Raw genomic sequence first — 21241 nt, 5'->3', positions numbered from 1 at the left:
CGCATGAGGTCGTCAGTTTCTGACGGTCGGCACTGCACTGTCATCGGCATGAGCGGAAGTGTCGCGGGCGACATGATGGCCAGTCCGCGCAGAGCGGGTCGGTAGCCATGCACGTGATCATGTAAAGCTTCAGGCGGGGCCGAAGCGTCAAGCATCAACCGAGGTAGGACACGGGGGTCATCCACCGTCCACGACTGGACCCGCCGCACATGGTTGGGCGGCCATGGCTGCGTTGACGACAGTTCCGGTCCGTGCTTCGTACCTTTAGGTTTCGGTGTCCGCCCTGCCAAGGCGCGCGACGAACTCGACCTGAGGTGAGCCGAGAGGGCCCCACTCACTGAAGCTGGCTACTGCGTTTTCGACCATGACGCGAGTGGCCTGTGTCCATTCCTCTGCTGTGGTGGCAAACAGCAATCGGTCGGCGCGTAGCCAAGCGGCCGCACGGCACTTCTTGAGGACCTCCTGCCTGCCCTTCTTGCCGGTTAACTCGCCTGGCGTCTTGCACTCTGCCACGGTCAGAACATCGTCGGTGTACGCCACCAGGTCCACCTCAACTTGTGGTTGGTTCCCCCGCAGAATCGCGACCTCCTCCAGGTCGTCGAACATTCCACGCTGTCCCTTGCGCTGCTTCCGCAGGTACGCCGACAGCAGGGCGGGTACCTCGCCGTGTTCGCTCAACATATGGCGGCCCACTGGGTGCAGGTCGTAGTACCACGTCGGTTCGTCTGCGGGAAGCTTCCATGCGTGTCGATCAAGGTCGTTTAGCGCATTGCAGCGGACACAGCTCCAGCGCTGGCTGAGTTTCTCGACCGTCTGGAACTGCTTCTGCTCACAGGCCGCGCACCTGAGTACCATTCCCCGGCGCAGCACTCCGGCGCGGAGTGCGGCATCGGCAAGCTCGCGGACGTCGGCCAATTTCATATCAGCCACTCGCGCGTAGATGCCGGCGAACGTCAGTACACCCTCGGTCGACGAGAGCGAGACACCGTCCCCATTGGGGTACGCCTCCTTGGTCTTGGCGCTAGTCGCCAGCATGGCGCGGAGAGCCGGCAGTAACGGGCCACCGAAGAGATCGATATATCGCCGACGCCCGCCAAGCATGCTAGCCAGTAGTGAGGCGCGCCGTCCGGCCTCGCTTGGCAACGCGGAGAGGTCGTGCTCGGCCGCTTTTGCTCGGACCCAGGCGGCGAGGCTGAGGTGTCGGAGTGCGACACGTGCGAGGGCGTTCTCCGGTCGGGCCCCTCCCCGGACGAGGTCATACCGTCGTGACCCATATGTCACGCCGTAGCGACTGCTGCGTGCCCATGTCAGCATGAGCGGTGGCTGGTCGGCGAAGAGTTCCCGGCTGTCCAGCCCACGTCGGCGCACGGTGTGGCCCGGCTGCCAATGAACGTCGACCTGCCATTCCAGATCCGCGTGCGCGGCCAGTTCCCCGTTAACCATTACCGGTGCTGGCAAAGGGGCGGCCATGCGGCTCGTGCCGTCCTCCGCCACGGATATCGGTACGGTGACCTGACTGTCCCACTGATCCTGCACGGCCAAGCCCACTGTCGCCCCCTGCCGCCACGGCAGCTCCGTGCCCAGGATGACGGGGATGACATCATCGTTCTGCGGGCTCCTCATCGGGTACGCCGTCAGAAGCCGTTCACGCCAAAGCTTGAGATCATCTTTCGGCCTCGACATTGACGTAATCACGAGGCGATTGGCGCGCTGGGCGAGGTCCCGCGCGATCCTCGTCACGCCATATCCGATGGACCACGGAACGGGCTCCTCGTCCGCCCCCAGCATCGACGGGAGCCAGTAGGTGTTGCCGTATGTGAGTTGCCAAAGGCGCGACAGCGCGAAATCCTCGGCGCTGTCGCCCACCACCAAGAGCCCGCACGGTGGAAATCGAGGCCAGTGACGATTTCGACCAGATGCGCCTTGGTGCGCTCATGCGCGGTCGGCGTTGTTCGTCTGTCCACCCCGAAAGCCGGGCCCGGATGCCACACCAGCTCGTTGGGCACCAAGCCGTCCGGCTGGCCTAAGAGCCAGGACGTTAGCGTTTTCCGGGCATCCTCATCAATTTCGGGTTCTTCCGCGTCGCGCGACGGTGGGGCGGCAACCCCGGCATAAGAGGCCACCGCGGCACCGAGTACGCCACCCCAGTCTGTCGGGCAGGCAAGGACAGATGCCTGCCATGTACCCGGTATGTCGAGGACGTTCGCGAAGTGACCGCTCGACTCCTCGCGCAGTGACATGACGTGCTCATGCCACTCATCACCTGCGAGTCGGGACCGGTAGGGTGAACAGGCGGCGACGACCTGCTTCCGGGCAGCCTCGTCCTCCGCGCTCGGCACATCGTCAGCATGCACCATGGCGAGCAATCGCTCGCGATCGACTCCTTCGAGAGGCTGGCCGTCATCTCCGCTAAAGGAGATGAGACCGGGACGGAAGTGCTCCATATCCGCGACCGTTGGGCTGTACGTCACGACGAAGTCGGGGTCGTATGCCTCGCACGCCCGTAGAAGCACCGCGTTCACCTGCCCCTTCTGGTGCGGGACAACCGCGAAGCCAGCACCGCCCCAGACCTTGTCCGCACGATAGAGCGCGCGGCGCACCCAGTAGCTCCAATGCTTGCCACCTTCGACCACGATGATGACTCGCGGCGGACGAGGGGTGATACTGACCGAGGCGTAGGACAGGGTCTCGTTCGAAGTCACTTCCGAACTAAACCACGACCTACCGACAGTCGCTCCATTAATACAATGGCTACACGGTTGAATAGCCTGCTGACCTACCTCAGTAGCGGCGGCCATGAAGGCTTCGCAGCCCAAAGGTTCCGCGAATCGGCGCGCTCGCCGACCGAGATCCCCAATCTCTGGTCCGCGAAGCATGTTGCCACCGGATTATCCGTAGACCGTCTGCCGATCGGCTCCACGGGGACTGGCTACGTTGTCCTCGTGCAACGACTCGCGCTCTTTGATCTGGACAACACCCTCGTAGACTTTGACGCGGCGTTCCGGGGGTGGGTTGAGGAGTTCGCCGATGAGCACCGTCTGGGACTCGAAGCGGTTGACTGGCTGATCGAGCTTGATAGGGCTGGCTATCCACACCGAGAGGTGTTCTTCGCCAAGGTTCGTGAGCGCTTCGCCCTGCCTGACTCCGCCGAGGAGCTATGGGGGCGCTACCGGCGGCGAATGCCGTACCTCGTGCACCGTCGGCCCGAAGTGCTGGACGGCCTGGCCCAGCTGCGGGTGTCCGGGTGGCGAGTGGCGATCGTGACCAACGGGACCGCGGACAACCAACTCGGAAAGATCCAACAGACAGGGTTGTCCGAAGCGGTCGACGCCTACGCGTTGTCGGGAACCGAAGGTATCCGTAAACCCGAGGTTGGTCTATTCGATATAGCGGCCACGCGTTGTGGCGCGACTCTCGCCGAGGGCGGATGGATGATCGGCGACAACCTCATCGCAGACATAGCCGGTGGACGAGGGGCCGGCCTCCGAACAATCTGGATCGACCGGGGGACCTGGCCCCGCGTCGACCACCAAGCCGATCACGTGGTCACGGACGTACTCCAGGCTGTCGAGATCTTGCAGGCGAGCAACGAGGGTGGCGGCCCGCGATGACAGCAGTAGTGACAGCAACATCGGCCACCAAGGGCACCCTAGGGCAGCCGTCTACCACCCTCTGACCACGGTCTTCGACAGGGGAGCAGGGTGATTGTTCCGCCTGAAAAGCGGACGGTCGGGCTGCCGCGCCGCTTCCGGTGCTCGGGCCTGGCGGCCCTGTGCTCCGGGTCGGCTTGCCACCGGTCACGCGGGTTGCTGTGGTCTGCTGTACAGCAGGGAAGTACAGCAACGCCGCTTCACACAGCCTGATCGTCCCGTACAGCGTCACACGGTTGAACAGCAGCGCTGGCTCTCGACCACGGCCCTCCGCTTGACTCGCAATTAGGTGCTCAGGACAGGGACGCTTGCGAAGCCTGAGGCGAGATGAGCCATGGAGGAGACGGCCACTGCGTCGGGAGGCCCACTGAGGTGCTTACGCGTACCACGCTTGTTGACGACTCCGAGGGAGCGGAGGCCGGCATTCTTGGCCCTGAAGATTCGGTGTGGGGTCAGGGTGACCAGAGCGGCGTCGGAAGGTTCGGCGTTGAGAGCTTGCACAGCCTGCTGTAGGAGGTTTTCGCCCGTCTGGAGGTGTTCGGGCAGCGTGAAGAGATGCTCACGGCCGATGACTGCTCCTACGAGGTGCCGTAGGCCGTGCAGGTCGAGGTAGGTTTCCATGGCGTCGGAGGAGATGTCGTCGACTACCGCGATGCTTCGGCCGCTGGCGTGGCAGGCATGAATCGCTTCTTGTACGTCTGGTACGGGCACGGCCGTCGTGGCCGCCGTAATCTCGATCTTTCGCAGGAGTTCGGTAGCTTCGGCGCCGATGTCCGGGGCGACTTGTCGGGCGTACCACATCATGCTGATCGGGTTCTGCTCGATGGCGACGAAGAGTGACATCCGGTGTCCTGCGGCGAAGAGTCGATCGTGAATCTCGCGGGCGATTGCTGCGCCGTGCACGCTGTGGAAGAGGTCGCACAATGCGTCGTCGAAGGCGAAGAGGGCAGCACGGGTCTGCTCCAAGACACGGGCGACATGGGGCCGTGGTGTCTTGGGCGTCAACTGGACTCCTCAGGGTGCGACAAACGTGTCACTCGGAAAGACGTTCGCCCAGAGTAGCGTTGAAGGGATCACGGCCGATCTTGCTAACGCCGGTGCTAACAGCCGTCCTGGACGATCTTGGATGGTTGTGGACGGCTGGTCCTCCGAAGTAGGGCGTTACCTGGGGACCAAGAGAGCCATAGACGGCCGTGGACGACCTCGAAGTCCCTTGTAAACAGAAGGTCAGGGGTTCGATTCCCCTCGTCGGCTCGCATGTAAAAGGCCTCTTCCTTGATCGGGAAGAGGCCTTTTCGATCTTGTACAGCAGTGGAATACAGCTACGGGGTCTGATGATAGAGACGCGGATGCTCTCGTTCGTCGCATGGCGTGACGGCCATTACCCGGGGCTCGGGGAGCTGCTCGCCACTCTGAGCCCTCTTGTTGCGGGATATGAGTGGCGGATGATCATTGACTGGTCGAATCCCTCGGTCGAGGTTTCTGCGGATGCGTGGCTGAATTCCGCTGAGGTCCTCCGCCTGTTCGACGCTCGTGTTCAGCTTATAGACGGAGAAGCGATAGGACGCGGGGTTAGTTCGTCGGCGTCGGATGTTCGCCTTCGCGCCTTCGACAGCGGTTCGTGGGATGTGTGGACGACGAGGCCGGACGTTGCTTGGAGGGTCAGCCAGCTGTACCCGGATGCGGCCGAGCTCGAAGAATGGTGAAGGCGCTCCAGGCTGAAGTGCCTGTTTGGGAACCCCTCTATTGTCATGCTCCCCGCCGAACGCACCGCGGTGTTCGGCGTCTCGGCGGGTGGAGAACTGGCGCTCGCGATGGCGCTTGGGCATCCTGACATCTACGGTGCGGTCTTCTGCGCCTCACCGGGCGCGGGGGTTCCGGCCACCTGACGTGATGCCTCGTACGGTTCCGTGCGTGTACCTCGTCGCTGGGACGCTGGAGCCGTTTTTTCTGGAGAACGCGGCCCGGTGGGCGGTCGCGCTGCGCGATGCGGGTGTGGACGTTGTCATGACGGAGCGGGTCGGGTCGCACGGCGGTGCGTTCTGGCGGGAGGAGTTCCCGGTGATGGTGTCGTGGGCGTTCGGCCCGTGATCACCTGGGTCGCCACCAGCCCGGTTCGCCCGTGGGCCCGGGGCCTGACCATCCGGCTTCAGCGGTCTCGCTCCGGCAGGCGCACCCACAGATCCGGCGGGCCGATGATGGCCCGGGCGTCGAGCAGTCGCAGCCCTGCCTTGGCGCACACATATGCCACGGCCTCGCCCTGATAGAGGTATTCGGCCAGAATCTCGTCGGCCGTCAGGTGTCCGCCCGCGTCGCCGCCGCCGGGAAGTGTGTCGGAGTCCTCGATCACTCCATCGCGGCTGACAAGTCCTTGGTCGCCGCTCTTGGGGTTGGCGAACAGGCTGTAGCAGACCGTTCCCTCGGACAACGGCAAGGTCACTTCGGGAGTGGAGGGGATGTACCCCCAGGGTTGGGTGACGACGCATCCACCGGGGACGTCGGTGATTCCGACGATTCCCAGATGGGCGTCGGGATCGGCCCAAGGATCTTCCAGGACCGGCTCCATAGTGGTGTCGTCCACCGGCCCGGCTTCCAGACGCCGCGCAGCCTCAGTCGTGGTGAGATCCGCCACGCAGGCCACACCCATGTAGTCGTCGATGTCGGCCAGCGCGGCGATCAGCCGGTGCGCCTCCGCGGCCGTCGCGGCCTCGTCGGGGGTCAGGCCGGGGTGCCCGGCGGGGATCGGGAACAGGTCCGGGGTCGGACCGGCGAGGGCGAGCCGTCCAGGAGACCATCCGGCCATCATGGGCCGCCAGGGGTCCGCACCGGCGGCGACCAGGGTGCGGGCGTTGTCCAGGCGATGGGCGAACACCGCCGTCCACAGGGCGGTCCGGTCGTCGAACTCGGCATCGACGTCGTCGACGCGACGGGCCAGCTCGGCCACCGTCTCAGGAGTCCCCCATTCGGCCGCGAAGTGCAGGGGCCTTCCCTCGTAACCGCCGAAGGCGTAGACGCCCGAGTCGGGGTCGGCGCCCGCTTCCAGCCTGGCGCGGATCGCCGCTAGGTCAGCCCATCCATGCCCATCGATTCCTGACCATCCCGCCGGTAGAGGCTCGGTCATGACGCTCCCTCGGATTGGCATGTCATGGACGGGGACGATTATTCCGTATCAGAACGGGCCGCCGAACCGCCTCGGCCCTCTGCCGAGTGACAGAGGGCCGAGGTCGGGTTCAGCTTCTGGTTCTCACCAAGAAGGGGTCCTTGTCGGCGAGTCTATTTCTCGAGTAGAAGGTTCTGAGCCAGGTCCATCCATGGTTCCTGTTCTGCAGGCCATTGATGGGTCTGACGGAGTAGTCGTTCCCCACTTTTCCCTGGTACGTGCTGGCGAAGGGGAACTCATCGCACTGCAGACCGGCCTGGGTGTAGTGCTGTACCCACTTCAGGCTCGGGTTCAGCTCCCAGTAGTACAGGTCGCATTCGCCCTTCGTCAGATGGCCGTTCACCTGCCTTTCCCAGTTGAACTTCTTCCGATTCTCATCCGCGTTCTTCTTGCCCAGGAGACGGGTCAGTGGATTGGATCCCGGGACGTCGGCGTTGCCCGGGATGGTCTTGACCTGGCGCACGTTGTTCACCAGTTTGTAGGGCCAGGTGTTCTTGTTGTCTGGTGTCTTCAGGGCGTCGGCGATATGGTCGATGACCGCGTCCATGGGTTTCCCGGCCGCTGTCGCCGCGCTCTTCGACATCGTGAAGACGGGGGTGACGGTGAAGATGCAGGCGCCGGTGTGCACGCCATAGGTGTTGTTCGCCGCCGCTCTCACCGTGCTCGGGGGGTCCTCGTCCTCCTGCCCGAGGGTGAGTTCGTCACAACGGGTGGTCGGGGCGTACGCGTGGCTGGGGCCACCGCAGACGCGTGTGGTTCCGATGACCTTGCCCACGTCCAAGCCCTTGTCGTCGAAGCAGCCGGTGTTCCACAGCGGGATCGCCTGCTTGTCCCAGGTTTCGTCGACCTCGCCGTCCGAGTCCCACTCGTCCAGGGTGTTGTACAGCCGGGGACGAAGCGTGCAGGTGCTGACACGGTCGCTGTCGGGGTCGGAGTAGAAGCGGAAGAAGGTGTCACCGCTGGCCTTGAACTTGGCGATGCTGTCCCGGAACGTGTAGATGCCGTCCGCGTGCTCCTGCCAGCCCTTGGCCTTCATCTGGCTGAGGACGGCGGGAGTGAGGTTACACGTGGAGCCGCTTTCGCCCTTCGAGCTGATCACCAGGCCGATCCGGTACTCGTCGAGTTTGTCGGCCGGGATCTCCTTGCCGTCGAGGTACGCCACGATGTTGCCCAGCCGGGTCCACATCGAGATCGTCTGCGGAGTCAGGCCCGTTCCGCCGATCACCCCCGCGCCGTCGGCGGTCCCCAGGTAGGTGTGGTAGACGGTCGTGGCCTCCACGAGATAGCCGTCCTCCACCTGCGGCCGGACGTACTCTCCCTTCTTGATGTAGTCGCCGACGCCGATGAGCTTGCTCCAGCAGGCGTTGTAGCGGGAGGACTTCTGCCAGCCGAAGCTGGCATTCGGCTGCGGCGCGTTCCGGCGGCCCTCCGAGCACATTTCAAGGCTCATGTGCTCATAGTCGAAATCGGCGTTCTGTACGGCGGTGGCCTCCGCCTTATTCGGAGTGCTTGCCTGGCCGGAGTCACCGAGATCGATCTTGACCGACTGCCATTCCGTCCACGAGGACACCGCGGCGGCCGATGTGGCGCGGGCACGCCATCGCACCTGCCACCCGTCCTTCAGCTTTCCGCCGGGCACCCGAGCGATTCCCACAGATCCAGCGGCGATCTCTGCGCTTCCGGACCAGATTCTGCCCTTGCCCTGCGACCGGGCGCCGGGGTCGTGCTCGACCTCGACTTCCACGGTGGAGTGCCGCGTCAACCGGCCGGACACCTTGACCATGAGCTCCGGAGCCGTGGTCGGTACGACGGCCTCCTCAGCCTTCGAGGAGCGGGTCCACAACCTGTCGATGGACAACAGGGCCTTGGCCGTAGCACGTAGTTGCCGCGGTTCGGCCGAGCCGGCCAGGAAAGTCCACCCGTAGGGCTCCTCGATGGCGTTGCCCGCGGTGTCCGAGGCCGCGGTGATCTCAGCCCAGTAGTAGAAGTCCAGCGGTTCGTCCGGCGTGAACGTCAACACCGTGTTACGGGCGCTCATCGTGACGCTGCCGGGAACCTCCTCGTCGTCGATGTCGGTCAGGCCGAAGTTCACGTTGGTCACCGGCTCGCTGAAGGTGACCTTCACCGTGGCGTCGGCCGGCACGTTCTCGGCTCCGTCGGCCGGTTCCACCGCGAGGATCGTCGGCGGTGTCGTGTCCGAACCGGGGGGAGGTGTCGTGGGAGTCGGGCTGGGACCGGCGTTGTCGGTGTAGGTCACCTTCAACGTCGGCGGATGGGCCTCGGCCTCCTCGGTTTCCGACGCGTGGAAGCCGCGGTCGTACTGGGGGGCGCTGGTGGATTCGTCAACCCCGCGCACCATCAGGCCGTGGTTGTCCTGGCCCGATGCCCAGCGCCGCACGATGTCGGTTACCGGCCACGTCCACGCGACATCGCTCGGCGGCGAATCGCCGATGCATCCGCCGGGGTCCTTGGCGAGCGCCTCGCCGTTGGTGGTGGTCTGCGGCTGATTGCGCCAACTCAGGGTTTCGGCACTCCACGCCCCGGTGACCTGCTGCGCCTTGAGACCCGAGTCGGCGGCGCCACAACCGAAGGAAGCCGAATTCCACAGCTCCAGCTTGGCCTCGGTGATCGTCTTACCCGCCAGCGCCGAGGTGTCGAACTTCAGGTAGGTCCGCTCGATGGCCCTCGGAGCGCTACTGCCGTACGCACCCGCCCACACAGTGGGGCCATTAGGGCCGACCGTCCCTTGATCATCGAGCCAGGTGTCGGTCTGCACCGGCAACGTGATCGTCTTCGGAGCCGATGGCGCCTGTACCGTCGTGAAGGACCAGACATGCGGGGTGGCCATGATGTTGCCCGCGGTGTCTTTGGCTTTGCTCGCTTCGGCGGTTGGGCTTGATCCGGTTTGACGGACATCTGAGATCAGGGGTTCGTCCCCGGAAGGATGTCCATCATGGAGAGCATGGGGAAGAAGAAGCGTCCTCGCCGCTCGTTCACGCCGGAGTTCAAGGCCGAGATCGTCGAGCTGTGCCAGCGCGGTGATCGCTCGATCGGTCAGGTGGCCAAGGATTTCGATCTGACCGAGACCGCGGTGCGTGGCTGGGTCCGCCAGGCCGAGGTCGATACCGGCCGACGGGACGGGCTGACCAGCAGCGAGCGAGAGGAGCTGGCGGCGCTGCGGCGGGAGAACCGCCGGCTGCGTGAGGACGTCGACGTCCTCAAGCGAGCGACGGCTTTCTTCGTGAAGGAGACCCGGTGAGCGTTCACCCGTTCATCGAGGCGGAGAAGCAGGGCGGCCACAACGTCAAACGGGCGTGTGAGCTGCTAGGAGTCTCCCGTGCCGCCTTCTACGCGCGCCGCCAGGCCGTGCCCCGTCCTCGCGCGGCGCGCGACAGGGAACTGGGCGAGCGCATTAGTCAAGTGCACCGCCACTCGCATGGCACCTACGGCGCCCCTCGCATTCACGCGGTCTTGCGGGGCGAGGGCGAGCGGTGCGGGCGACGGCGGGTGGCCCGGTTGATGCGCGAGGCCGGGCTGCGCGGCCGTCATCGGCGCCGCCGCCTGGTGACCACGATCGCCGATCCCGGTGCCGCAGCCCGGCCCGATCTGATCGGCCGGGACTTCGAGCCGGACGCGGCCGCGGTCGATACCCGCTGGTGCGGCGACATCACCTACATCCCGACCGATGAAGGCTGGTTGTATCTGGCCACCGTGATCGACATCGCTTCACGCCGGGTGGTCGGCTGGGCCACCGCCGACCACCTGCGCACTGAGCTGGTGGTCGAGGCGCTGCAGATGGCGTGGTCGCGCCGCCGGCCCAACAGGTCGGTGATCTTCCACTCCGATCGTGGCTGCCAGTACACCAGCGCCGGCTACGCCCAGCTGGCCGAGCGGCTGGGCGTCCGTCTGTCGGTCGGTCGCACAGGTCAGTGCTGGGACAACGCTCTGGCCGAGTCGTTCTTCGCGACGTTGAAGGGTGAGCTGCTGGCCGGGCGTGCCTGGCCGAGCCGGGCTGCCGCCCGCAGCGCGATCTTTGAGTTCATCGAGAGCTGGTACAACCTGCACCGGCTCCACAGCAGCCTCGGCTACCGTAGTCCGGCCGCCTACGAGGCTGCCATTGCGGCTTGACCGCCACACCAACGGTGTCCGTCAAAGCGGAACAAGCTCAAACTCCGCGACTTCCGAGTGGCTTTGGAGCGCCTCTACGCACAGGTCGGGGGGAGCGCCACCCTTTCCTCCATCGAACATTGGATAGAGCTCACCGTCGAATGTCATCCCACAGGCTCGCTGTCGGTCTCCGGGATCGTGGCCGATGATCCGGGGATGCGGAACACCCTTCACTTCGTGGTCGAGGGCTTGGATCAAACAGACCTCCCGCCGCTTGTGGACGCGCTCGTTGCGGTGGAGGAGCGATTCCCCGTCCTGGGACGCCGATGAGTGCCTCCCGGGAGCCACCTTGAGAGCCACCCGAACAGACGATCATGACCTGAGCCGACGGATCGGAACGGCCGGAGTCCCGGCGAGCAGCAGGGCGAACGGCTCTGAATGATCCTGGAGGCCGTTTGGGACCTTGTAAACAGAAGGTTCGGGGTTCGATTCCCCACGTCGGCTCTGCAGCTCAAAGGCCCTCCCGGGTGATTCGGGAGGGCCTTTGTGATCTCCGTACAGCGGCTTCGTACAGCAACCTCTCTGACTCCTGTCGGTCTCGCCAGCGATGATCTTCCCCTCTGACCCTGGGTAGATGGAGGTCAAGCGTGGTTGATGATCAGGTGGCGCGTGAGGCATACCTGCACTACAGGCAGTTGCTCGATGACAGCTGGATGGGAGTGGCCATCTGCTGGACGGTGCTCGTGCCCCACGGTGGGTCTGCGTTAAGTCTCGCGGAGATCGGTGAACGGGTCGGTGAGACGGGGCACTACGAGGTCTACGAGACGGACACCTTCGAGCATGAGGAGGTGTTCATGCACCTGTCGGATGACGCGCCCTGGGCGATGCTCGTCGATCGTTCTGATCGGCATGTCGCGCTTTTCGAGAACAACGGGTTTCAGGGCGTATATCCACCGGTGCTATCCCGCCTGAGTATGGGTGGGCGAGCCTACAGCGCGTACTGGAACGCCAACGCCACCAATTCCGTCGGCTTTGCCGTCGATGGCGAGATGGTGCTCTCCTTCGACGCCATGTTCACCGAAGAGGCGGTGGGGCTGCCTGGTTGGGAGCGGTGGCCGCAGGTGCAGGCGGTCCTTCCCTCTTTCGATTGGGAGAGGGGGGAAAGCTGGCGGGCTGCCGCTCTGACGGCTATCGAGCTCGCCACAGGAGTGAGGCTGAACGAGGAGTGGGTTGGCGAAGCGCCGTCCTTTCTGACGGGATGAATTGAGTCGCTGCTGTTCGGCCACCGCGTCACTGAGCAGACATGAAGCAGGACCCCTCATGGTCATGCGAGGCCCAGCTCCTTCAGCGATGTCAGCCTTCGAGGCTCTGGTGGGCTTGTCGTGGGCCTTGCGGTTCTAGGGATCTCACTGTGAGTTGAGAGTGACGGAGGATGCGCATCGCCACACGCAGGAAATCGAACAGGATGCGCCTCATGGTGACCCTTGCATTCAAGACCAGCTCACTATGGCTGCCTGGTCGGGCAGATGTCGCGGTAGGGCACGTCCTTGAGGAAGGTGGCCCAGTCGGCCGGTGAGAGCGTGTGCCCGGCACGGCGGCACACGTCCTGGACGATCCGTTCGGCACCGATCGGGATCTTGTAGACGGAACCCCAGTCGGCGGCGTAGAGGGTGGAGTCGTCCGAGCTGAAGGCGAGCGAGGTGATCTGGGAGCCGTGCAGGTTGAACGCGCCGCCGAGCCGCCGCATGGCGTTGACGTCCCAGATCTGGAGGATTCCTTCCATGGTCACGCTGGCGAGCAGATCGCCCTTCGTGGAGAAGGCCAGTTCCGTGATCTCACCCGTCGTCCCGCGCAGGACCGGTGGGATCTGGGCCGGCCCCTGGACCGTCCACATCGCGACGCGGCCGGCCGGACCGGCGCTGAACGCCAGCCGCCCCTGGCCGCTGACGGCCACTGCCGAGGCACCGCGTACGACGTCGAAGGCCGCGTCGACCGGCTTGCCGGTGGTGAGGTCGATGAACCTTCCGAAAGTCGAGGCGAGGCGCCCGTCCGGCGTGTACGGACCGCCGCCGATCTGCGAGCTGAACGTGCGCAGGACGCGCCCACGGGCGGTGTCCACCTCGAGTAGCCGGAAGCTGCCCTCCTGGGAGGATGGCTGGAGCGTGAGCGCGATCGTCTTGCCGTCCTGGCTGAAGTCGACACGTTCGGGGTTGTTCGTGTTCGTGTGGGGCGTGGAGATCTGCCAGAGCTTCTTGCGTGTCGCGAGGTCGATCAGCCGCACGCTCGTGAAGTCGGCGATGAGCATGCGTGTGCCGGTTCGGTCGAATCCCCATGCCCCGAATTCGCGGAGCGGGAACGTCGCCACCTCCTTGCGGCCGCGCAGGTCCCAGAGCCCGAGGCGGTTGTGATCCGGATCCTCCATCGCCACCCACCGTCCTCCGGGGCTGAGCTTCGCCACTCCCTTCCTGACATGGGTGACGCCGGCTCTCGGCGACAGGTCGAGGCTGATGACCATGTTGTCGTAGAGGTATCGCAGGGTCCTGCCGTCGGGGTCGAACCGAAGGTCGGTCAGCTCGTCCTCGGCCCGGTAGGTGAGGATCTGCTTCCGGTCGGCGACCTTCCACACGCGCAGCTCGCGTGCAGCGAAGGCGGCCAGGTAGTCGCCGTCCTGGCTGAAGCGCAGCTGGGCCCCGGGTTTCGTGCAGATGTCGCAGGCCCAGTCGTCGTCGCCCAGTTTGTGCTCACGACCGGTCGCCGCGTCGACGAGCGCGATCGTGGCGGCCGCGCAGGCGATGGTTTTGCCGTCCGGAGTGAAAGCCGCCACGTCCGCGTGAATGCGGCAGGGCGCTAGGCGCCGCTCCTGGGTCCAGCCCGGCAGGGCCAGCTCGTCGAAGCGCCCACCCGTCAGCAGCAGGTGTTTGCCTGTCGGATCGACGAGCGGAGCCTGCCACGGCGCCGTGCCGCCGTCCGTGTAGAGACTCTTGCCGAACTGCTTGCCGGTCGCCACGTTCAACAGGTAGGCGATGTCGCCCTGGTACATCACGGTGAGGATCGACTCGTGCTCACCCCAGATCGCGCTGTACCCGCCGCGTTCGGACAGGGAGCGCCGCACCAGTTGCCTTCCCGAGGTTAGGTCCCAGACTCCGAGCTCTGAACCGATCGTCAGGGCGAGCAGGCGGCCGCTCTTGTTGAGCGCCGGCTCCTGAGGAGTCCCGTCCTTCAGCCTCAGCCCGGCCCAGCCACCGGTGCGCTTGCCGGTGCGGACGTCGTAGACGTTCACGCCGGCCTCGCTGACGCTGACAAGTGTGCGGCCGTCAGAACTGAGGGCGCGGTGGGCAAGGCCCTTGACCAGGGGATCGCGGAAGACCACCGTCTCCTGCTGCTGCAGGGAGGCGATGAGACTGGATCGGGCCTCCAACTGCGGTGAGACCCGCCAGGCGGCCACGCTCAGCAGCATCGCCTTGACCGGGTCGGTCGTGCGCATGCGGTCGGCCTCCGTCGCCACCTGCTTGGCGGTGAGGATGTCGCGCTGTTCGGTGGCCTGCCGCTGTTGATAGACGGCCAGCCCTCCGGCGACCATGGCCACAACCAGCAGCCCGGCCAGCGCGATCGTGGTCAGCGTTCTGCGGCGGGTCCGCTTCCTGGTCAGCTCTGTGCCTGCCCGCAGGAAGTTCCGCTCGGCGGGGGTGAGCGTCACGTGACGGCGACCGGTCGCCGCCCAGCTGAGCGCCTGCTCCAGGCGGCTGCCCTGGAGCAGGTCGCCGTCCCGCCTGCCGTTGTCGGACCAGCGCCGTGCCGCCGCGGAGATCTGGCTCAGTACGGCCAGGCCATCGCGGTTGGCGTCCACCCACATGCGCAGCCGCGGCCAGGCCCTCAGCAGCGCGGGCCTGGACAGGGCGACCGAGGTGTCCTTCGTGGTCACCACGTACGAGAACGCCCGCAGGATCCGCTCGACCGCCGCCGCCTCGCGCACTGGGCGCCCGCCGTAGAGCTCCTCGCGCGAGGCCCATCGCCCGCTCTCGTACCCGTCCTCGTCCACGGTCACCATCCGCAGGAACACCTCGGCGGCCAGGTCGCGCTCCTCTGGCGCGAGTGCAGCGTAGGCGTCCTCTGCGATCGTGCCGAGCGCCGGATCACCCTGGTCGGACCCGTGGACGCCCTGCGCCGAGCGGCTGCCCGCGGCCAGCAGGCCCCTGATGTCAGCGGCGGTGCCGCTGACCAGCGCGAGCAGCAGGTCGCGTGCCGCGGGCCTGGCGGCGGGATCCTTCGCCATCGCGGCCGCCACCAGCCGGGCCAGCCGCGGCGGCAATGCCCGCAGATCCGGTGCGGAGGACAGCACCTGGTGCATCACGGCGCCCAGGTGGTCCGCCTTGAACGGATCCTGCCCCGTGGCGGCGAACACAACGACGGCACCCCACGCGAACACGTCGGCGGGCGCGCCCGCGCGCTGCCCGATGAACACCTCGGGCGCCATGTAGCTGGGCGTGCCCGAGATTTCGCCCGTCCTCGTCAGTGACATGTCCAGGGTACGGGCGATGCCGAAGTCGATCACGCGCGGGCCGTCCGGGCCGAGCAGCACGTTGTCCGGCTTCAGGTCGCGGTGGATGACGCCCGCGTCGTGGATCGCGGTCAACGCGGTGGCGATCGCCGTCGCCAGCCGGTGGAGGTCGTCCTCGGTGAACCTGCGGCCCTCGTTCACGGCCTTGCGCAAGCTCGGCCCCGCCACGTACTCCGAGACGATGTACGGCTTGCTTCCCTCCAGGTCGGTGGCGAGCACCCTGGCCGTGCAGAACGAGGCCACCCGGCCGGCCGCAGTCGCCTCCTTGGCGAAGCGGTCACGGCTGCCGCCGTCGTCCGACGCGTGCAGCACCTTGATGGCGACCCTGTGTCCTTCGGGGTCGTAGGCCTCGTACACGACTCCCTGTCCGCCCGAGCCGAGGCGTCCAGCCAGCCAGTAATCCCCGATGTGCTGCGGATCCCCCGCGCTCAATGCGTCCACGGCGCGTTAGACGAAGAGTCTTCGCCCAAAGTTGTCACATCTGACCGCCTTGTCCCGTCTTGTCGGCGTAGCCAGGAAACCGCGGAAGGTCCGATGACCCAGCGGCTCACCATCGCGGAGCTCGCGACCAAGGCGACATCGACCGCAGATCACTGAACGACTTCGTCAACATGGCCGGAGATCTCGACCGCGTCCTTCGTCAGCGCTACCGGCGCGAGTCGCCGAGGCATTTCACGAGCGGTTCGTGACAGCTCGCCGCGTCCTCGACAACCGACGTCCGGACCGGCTGGACTGAGCCATGATTCTGTTGCTCTGAGTTGGCAGTGCTTGCAGGTGGTCCTTGCAGCACACGAAGAGCCGAAATGTTGGCGAGGACGGCTCGGGCCGGGAGAGTCATGATCAGCTTCGGATTCTGCGACTGGAGATCGCAGGAACACCTCGAACGCCTGTCACGCGTGCGAAGTCAACGCCGAGTACGGTCACGGTGGACAGCCCGATGGTCAACTTCGATCTGGACGAGAGCGGCCGGGTGATCGGTATCGAGATCCTCGCCGCGTGGCCAGAAGAACAGCGTTTCCTGCCCCGGGCGCCGGGATCACTCTGAGGCCATTAACTGCCCGCTGTAGTACTGCACGTCGTGGCTCTCGCTGCCGTCCCCGAAGCGAGCTGCCCACTCCGCCAGCTTCCCGGGCGTTGTGGTGCCGGCCAGCACGGGCACCACCAGTGAGGGCAGAGAGTCGGTGCACTCCCACAACTCCAACCACTGCTCGTATCTCAGCGACAGATACAACAGACCCTTCATCTCGGCGAGCACCTCGATATCGCGCACCGAAGCATGCGACAGATCCAGCCCGTACAGCTGCGGACAGCTCCGGAGCGGAGCGAGAGACAGGGGAGCGGCTGTCTTGACCGTTACCGTGCGCAACGTCGGGTGCTCCGCCAAGGGTGCCAAGTCCACTGAGCCGAGATCGAGTTCGAGGCTCTCCAGCGGCACACCACATAGCGCCGCCAACCCGACAGATGCAGCGTCGGACAGCCGTACACGCAATAGCCGTCTCGCTGCGCGTAGTGGCTCTAGATCTGTCTCTCCGGTCGCAACCAGTTCCTGGACGTCATCAAGGGATGCCGCCGCTTCCTGGACACTCGAGTGGCGCAGCGCGCTGGGACGTCGGTCTGGCAAGCTCGCTGTTTTGATCCACAGCTCGCCGTTCTCGACGTCACACTCATACTCGCCACGCTCCAGCGCCTCCAACTGCAGACGCAGCAGTGTGGTCATGGAGTCGGCGACATAGACGGGGCCGTCGTCGTAGTTGCGGCCGACCCTGATCACCTGTCCCGGACGTCCGCCCTCGGCTGGATCCAGGTCAACGGCAAGGAAGTCGCCGCCCGTGGTCTCCGCGAACGGGATCCAGCCGGGGCGACGAGTGGAGCGCCGTACGATGCCGTAGGGGATGGCGTCATGGCGCACCGCATGGAGGTGGTGATTGCGCCATGAACTACCCGCCACCCACCAAGGGTCGGAGTGATACCTCGCCACCAAACGCTCGAGGTCGAACCACAGGTGACGATCCATGAGCCGCGCGCCATCGTCGCCGCCGTCGCCGTCCGCCACGGCGTAGAGCGCGCGCAGATCGCCGGGGAGACCGAAGCCGAGGGCCTGCTCCAGAGCGTCAATCTCCGCTGCCTCCAGCGGAGCAGGCATCCATTCGAGGTCGCCTTCCGGCAATTCGAAGATCTCCGCCCGCTTCTTGAGATACCTGCCCAGAAGCCGTACCGCCTCCTCAGGATCCCCCGACCACGTCGCATTCGATGGCCCCGGCTGGTCAGCGCCCGCGTCGGGGGGAAGGACATCAGGCCTGAGAACGTAGAGACAGCGGTCCGTTCCAGGCACCGTGCCCGGCTGGCTGATCAGCGCCCGGCTGATGACCGCTTCGAACCGGCCGGTGGGATCTACGGCGAGCTCGACACCCAGCTCGTCGGCGCCGGTCTTGTCAAGGTCATACAGCTTGCTCAGCTGCTTGCGGAAATCCTGGGGACCGGGACGTGCTCTACCGCTGGCCAGCACGTTCGTCACTGCGGCGCTCACCCCATATCGGTCGACATGGGCGCTTAAACAAGCCCGTCGATAGCCCTGGGGCGCCCCCTTGGACATACTGAGGGCCATCCGCTGGAGCAGCCCCGCTGTCTCAACGTTCTGGTTGCTTGCCATACGAATCCCCAGTCGCTCGCGCAGAGCAGTTGCGTTCCTGCCGTGGTCACCATTACCACGGCGCACTGACATCCGAGGTGGCCTCGTTCGAACCCCGCCCGCGAGGACCGGGCATGGCTTGGCGCGCACAGAAGGCGGCACGGGCGTCCCGCTCGCCCCCGTCGATGCCGGAGAGCCGTTACGCAGAGCCGGAGCAGCGACAGCGCTGTCGAGTGTCCGTCTTGGTCCGGTCGCGGTGGAGAAGCCAGCCGCTCACCTGCGTGAGCTGGTGGGTGATATGCGGCCATTGGTGCCGGAATCGGGAGGTTGGTCGCGATCGTCAGCCCGCCGGCAGTGCGAGCTTCTGCTCGTATCCGCTCAGATCGCTCATCGGCGGACCCGATAGCGCAGGTGGAGCACCCGGTTGCCCTGGATCACCACGTGCGGATCCTCCAACAGGTGTTGTGCGGCAACCGACCCGAAGTAGCGCTTGCCGGACCCGAACACCACGGGCGTGACGTCCATGGCGACCTCGTCGACGAGCCCTGCGGCCAGCACCTGGCCGCCGACGTCGCCGGCGGCGACCTCGACCGTTCGGTCGCCCGCGAGCTTCTGCGCCTTCGCCATGGCGGCCTCGACGCCGTCGACGAAATGGAACGGCGTCTCGGGGTCCCAGCTCTCGGGCATCGGCCGGTGCGACACGACGACCACGTGGGCGATCCCGCCCGGTGGCTTGCCGCCCCAGCCGTCCGTCATGTCGAAGACGTGGCGGCCGACGACCGTCACTCCGATCTGGTCCCAGTACGGCCGGGTGTAGTCGTAGGACGCCTGCGACACCTTCACCTCCCCCGTCTCGTCCAACGGGATGTCGCCGCTGGACAGCCAGTCGAACAGCGGTCCGACCTGATCGTTCTCGTCCGCGATGAAGCCGTCCACCGACACCGTGCTGTACATGACCACCCTGCTCATGGGCTCTCTCTCCTCTGCTCGGGAAGTGCCCATACTGGCGTGTCGGGCGTTGCCGGCTCTTGTAAGAATTCAATCGGCTGGCAGCGGCCCGACGTCGAGCGCATGGCTGGGATGTTCGCGCAGGAACCGCCGCCGGCGGTCGAGGTAGCGGGTCGGTGTAAGCCCCGTGAACGTACGGAACTCGTGGCCGAAGTGGGCCTGGTCGAAGTAGCCGGCGCGACCGGCGAGGTCGGCCCAGTCGACCGGTCCGGCGGGGTCGATCGCGAGCACGGTGGCGGCGAAGCGGTAGGTGCGGGCGAGCCGCTTCGGCGTGACGCCGATGAGCTCCTTGAACCGCTGTGCCAGATGGGTGCTGCTGACGCCGGCCGCCACGCTCAGGTCGCCGATCGCCACCGCTCCGGTGGCCGCCGCGATGACGCTGCTCGTGTGGCGGACCAGCCCCAAGCCGGCGGTTTCGCAGAGCCGTCGCATCAGCTCCTCCTCGAGCAGCGTCAGCATCTCGTGCGGTCCTGCCGCCGTGGCCAGCCGGTCTTGCAGCTCAGCGGTGGTGGGGCGGCCCCAGTCACAGCATCGCCGATGCGCGGGTGGGCCGCCAGGTCGTCGCACGCTGTCGGTCGCGGAACTGCGGGCGCTCTTCCGGGGCTGCCTGGCTGGGAGCGGTGGGCGCAGGTGCAGGCGGTCCTTCCCTCTTTCGATTGGAAGAAGGGGCATGGTCTGCGGCCGATCGCCGGGCTCGCCTGGAGCCCCTGGATCCCTGACAAAGATTTCCCGATATGCCAGTATCTGTCGGGTGACACTGGGGGATCTTCGGGACCACATTCCCGGTTACCGGCTTATCGAACCTGTGGGCCAGGGTGGTTTCGCCGTGGTTTACCGCGCCCTGCACGAGCGGGTCGGGCGCGTGGTCGCCGTGAAGATTCTTTCGGTGGCGGACCTGGACGAGCGGGCGCTGCGCAACTTCCGGCGGGAACTGGAGGTCATGGGCCGGCTGAGCGGCCACCCCAACATCGTGGCCGCGCTGGACACCGGCACGACCCCCACCGGCCGGCCGTACATCGTCATGGACTTTCACGAAGGTGGGAGTCTCCACACCCAGCTGCGCGCGGCGGGAGCGCTCCCAGCGAACGAGGTGCTGCGGATCGGCGTGAAGGTCGCCGCCGCCCTGGCGGCCGTGCACGATGCCGGCGTCTTCCACGGCGACATCAAGCCGCAGAACATCCTCGTGTCCAAGTACGGCGAGCCGGCGCTGGCCGACTTCGGCGTGGCACGCATGCTGGACGTCGGGCAGCTGTCGTCCAACACGCTCATCTTCACTCCGCACCACGCCGCTCCTGAGGTGCTCAACGGCTTACCCCAGAACGTCGTCTCCGACGTCTACGCGCTCGGGTCGACTCTCTACCAGTTGCTGGCCGGGCGTCCCGCCTACTATGACGCCGCCGATGTCGGGGTCGCCCCGTTGCTGCTCAGGGTGCTCAGGCAGCCGCTGCCCCCGCTGCCGGAGCCCGGCGTCCCCGCTCCGCTGCGCGCCCTCGTCGAGCGGGCGATGTCCAAGGAGCCTGACGCGCGGCCGCAGAACGCCTGGGCCTTCGTCGAGGAGCTGCAGAAGGTGCAGCGGGCTCTCGGGCTCCCGGTGACCGAGCCGGCGACCGCCATTCCGGCGCCACTTCCCGCCGCCGTCACGCCCCCCGCACCGGCAGCGGCCCCTCCCCTTCGCCCTGGGCCTGCCGTGACGGCGCCCACGAGCGCACGCCGCAAGTCCCGCCGATGGATTCTCGCGACGGCCGCGGCGCTCACCGCGGTGGTCGCCACCGTGGCCGCGGTCAACCTGACCGGCGGACCCGCCGCGAAGGCGGTGCTCGCCACCACCTCTTCCCCGCTGCCCGTGGCCACCGGGCACGAGCCTGTCACCCCTTCGCCTAGTTCGGCTGAACCCTCGGCGAGGTCCAAGAAGCCCACCCTCACCAAGGTGTTCGTGACAACGGACGCGAAAGCCCAGACTCCTGGTCAGACTCTCCAACTGAAGGTGACCGGCCGTCTGTCCAACGGGCGCGCGGCCAGCCTGTCGAAAGCCGCCTTCGACTTTCACAGCGCCGATCCTCGCGTGGCCACCGTCAGCCCCGACGGCCAGGTCACCGTGCTCGCCGCCGGCCGGGTCCGCATCACCGTCA

16 protein-coding genes, 1 tRNA gene and 2 pseudogenes are annotated in these 21241 nt (G+C 66.2%); 11 read left to right on the top strand and 8 right to left on the bottom strand.

Annotated features, from left to right (window positions below; genetic code table 11):
- Window positions 1-264: 264 nt before the first annotated feature.
- Complete coding sequence (locus ABFX50_RS46505) at window positions 265-1872, bottom strand: hypothetical protein (protein WP_346156696.1); 1608 nt, start codon at window positions 1870-1872, stop codon at window positions 265-267.
- A gap of 887 nt (window positions 1873-2759) precedes the next feature.
- Here ABFX50_RS46505 and ABFX50_RS46500 point away from each other — a divergent pair.
- Window positions 2760-3611 carry an HAD family hydrolase gene (locus tag ABFX50_RS46500; RefSeq protein ID WP_346156693.1) on the top strand — a complete coding sequence of 284 codons (852 nt, stop codon included), beginning with the start codon at window positions 2760-2762 and terminating at the stop codon, window positions 3609-3611.
- A 324-nt stretch (window positions 3612-3935) separates the two neighbouring features.
- On the opposite strand, the gene ABFX50_RS46495 is transcribed toward ABFX50_RS46500, so the two are convergent.
- Window positions 3936-4655, bottom strand: coding sequence for an HAD hydrolase-like protein (locus ABFX50_RS46495; protein ID WP_346156691.1), 720 nt, complete (start codon window positions 4653-4655; stop codon window positions 3936-3938).
- A 185-nt stretch (window positions 4656-4840) separates the two neighbouring features.
- Between ABFX50_RS46495 and ABFX50_RS46490 the strand changes: the two genes are divergently transcribed.
- The 4 genes from ABFX50_RS46490 (at window position 4841) to ABFX50_RS46475 (ending at window position 5741) form a co-directional block, all read left to right on the top strand.
- Window positions 4841-4904 (top strand) — tRNA-Ser (locus tag ABFX50_RS46490).
- A 95-nt stretch (window positions 4905-4999) separates the two neighbouring features.
- A complete protein-coding gene (locus ABFX50_RS46485; protein ID WP_346156688.1) occupies window positions 5000-5356 on the top strand; it encodes a hypothetical protein in 357 nt (118 codons plus the stop codon).
- 45 nt (window positions 5357-5401) lie between these two features.
- The gene (locus ABFX50_RS46480; RefSeq protein ID WP_346156686.1) at window positions 5402-5539 is read left to right on the top strand and encodes an alpha/beta hydrolase-fold protein; all 138 of its coding nucleotides are present in this window, start codon (window positions 5402-5404) and stop codon (window positions 5537-5539) included.
- A gap of 25 nt (window positions 5540-5564) precedes the next feature.
- Complete coding sequence (locus ABFX50_RS46475; RefSeq protein WP_346156683.1) at window positions 5565-5741, top strand: hypothetical protein; 177 nt, start codon at window positions 5565-5567, stop codon at window positions 5739-5741.
- Between the two features lie 58 nt (window positions 5742-5799).
- Here the strand turns inward: ABFX50_RS46475 and ABFX50_RS46470 are convergent, their stop codons facing one another.
- A complete protein-coding gene (locus ABFX50_RS46470) occupies window positions 5800-6771 on the bottom strand; it encodes an ankyrin repeat domain-containing protein (RefSeq protein WP_346156679.1) in 972 nt (323 codons plus the stop codon).
- A 109-nt stretch (window positions 6772-6880) separates the two neighbouring features.
- On the bottom strand, window positions 6881-9658 hold the full coding sequence (locus tag ABFX50_RS46465) for a DNRLRE domain-containing protein (protein WP_346156677.1): 2778 nt from the start codon (window positions 9656-9658) through the stop codon (window positions 6881-6883).
- A gap of 114 nt (window positions 9659-9772) precedes the next feature.
- On the opposite strand from ABFX50_RS46465, the gene ABFX50_RS46460 reads away from it, so the two are divergent.
- The 4 genes and pseudogenes from ABFX50_RS46460 (at window position 9773) to ABFX50_RS46445 (ending at window position 12179) form a co-directional block, all read left to right on the top strand.
- The gene (locus ABFX50_RS46460) at window positions 9773-10069 is read left to right on the top strand and encodes a transposase (RefSeq protein ID WP_346156674.1); all 297 of its coding nucleotides are present in this window, start codon (window positions 9773-9775) and stop codon (window positions 10067-10069) included.
- Window positions 10066-10938 (top strand): IS3 family transposase, encoded by an 873-nt coding sequence (locus tag ABFX50_RS46455; protein ID WP_346156670.1) that lies wholly within the window; start codon window positions 10066-10068, stop codon window positions 10936-10938. Before ABFX50_RS46460 ends, ABFX50_RS46455 begins: the two co-directional genes overlap by 4 nt.
- Window positions 10939-10992: 54 nt before the next feature.
- Window positions 10993-11247: pseudogene (locus ABFX50_RS46450) on the top strand (WapI family immunity protein); the annotation flags it as partial.
- Window positions 11248-11564: 317 nt separating this feature from the next.
- Window positions 11565-12179, top strand: a complete 615-nt coding sequence (locus ABFX50_RS46445; protein ID WP_346156665.1) for a DUF6461 domain-containing protein — start codon at window positions 11565-11567, stop codon at window positions 12177-12179.
- A 242-nt stretch (window positions 12180-12421) separates the two neighbouring features.
- Here the strand turns inward: ABFX50_RS46445 and ABFX50_RS46440 are convergent, their stop codons facing one another.
- Window positions 12422-15916 (bottom strand): protein kinase domain-containing protein, encoded by a 3495-nt coding sequence (locus ABFX50_RS46440; RefSeq protein ID WP_346156662.1) that lies wholly within the window; start codon window positions 15914-15916, stop codon window positions 12422-12424.
- Window positions 15917-16256: 340 nt separating this feature from the next.
- Here ABFX50_RS46440 and ABFX50_RS46435 point away from each other — a divergent pair, with 340 nt between their 5' ends.
- On the top strand, window positions 16257-16520 hold the full coding sequence (locus ABFX50_RS46435; protein ID WP_346156659.1) for a DUF2283 domain-containing protein: 264 nt from the start codon (window positions 16257-16259) through the stop codon (window positions 16518-16520).
- Here the strand turns inward: ABFX50_RS46435 and ABFX50_RS46430 are convergent.
- From ABFX50_RS46430 to ABFX50_RS46420, 3 genes are all read right to left on the bottom strand, one after another.
- Complete coding sequence (locus ABFX50_RS46430) at window positions 16512-17990, bottom strand: SMI1/KNR4 family protein (protein WP_346156657.1); 1479 nt, start codon at window positions 17988-17990, stop codon at window positions 16512-16514. The genes ABFX50_RS46435 and ABFX50_RS46430 overlap by 9 nt on opposite strands.
- A 501-nt stretch (window positions 17991-18491) precedes the next feature.
- Window positions 18492-19073 (bottom strand): dihydrofolate reductase family protein, encoded by a 582-nt coding sequence (locus tag ABFX50_RS46425; protein WP_346156653.1) that lies wholly within the window; start codon window positions 19071-19073, stop codon window positions 18492-18494.
- Between the two features lie 69 nt (window positions 19074-19142).
- Window positions 19143-19571, bottom strand: a complete 429-nt coding sequence (locus ABFX50_RS46420) for a helix-turn-helix domain-containing protein (RefSeq protein ID WP_346156650.1) — start codon at window positions 19569-19571, stop codon at window positions 19143-19145.
- Between ABFX50_RS46420 and ABFX50_RS46415 the strand changes: the two are divergent.
- Window positions 19486-21234 (top strand): annotated as a pseudogene (locus ABFX50_RS46415) (protein kinase domain-containing protein); the annotation flags it as partial. The gene ABFX50_RS46420 and the pseudogene ABFX50_RS46415 overlap by 86 nt on opposite strands.
- Between the last annotated feature and the right edge of the window lie 7 nt (window positions 21235-21241).

Source organism: Nonomuraea recticatena (genome assembly GCF_039533245.1).
Taxonomy (GTDB): Bacteria; Actinomycetota; Actinomycetes; order Streptosporangiales; family Streptosporangiaceae; genus Nonomuraea; species Nonomuraea roseola.
This window is presented reverse-complemented; position numbering and strand designations above follow the sequence as displayed.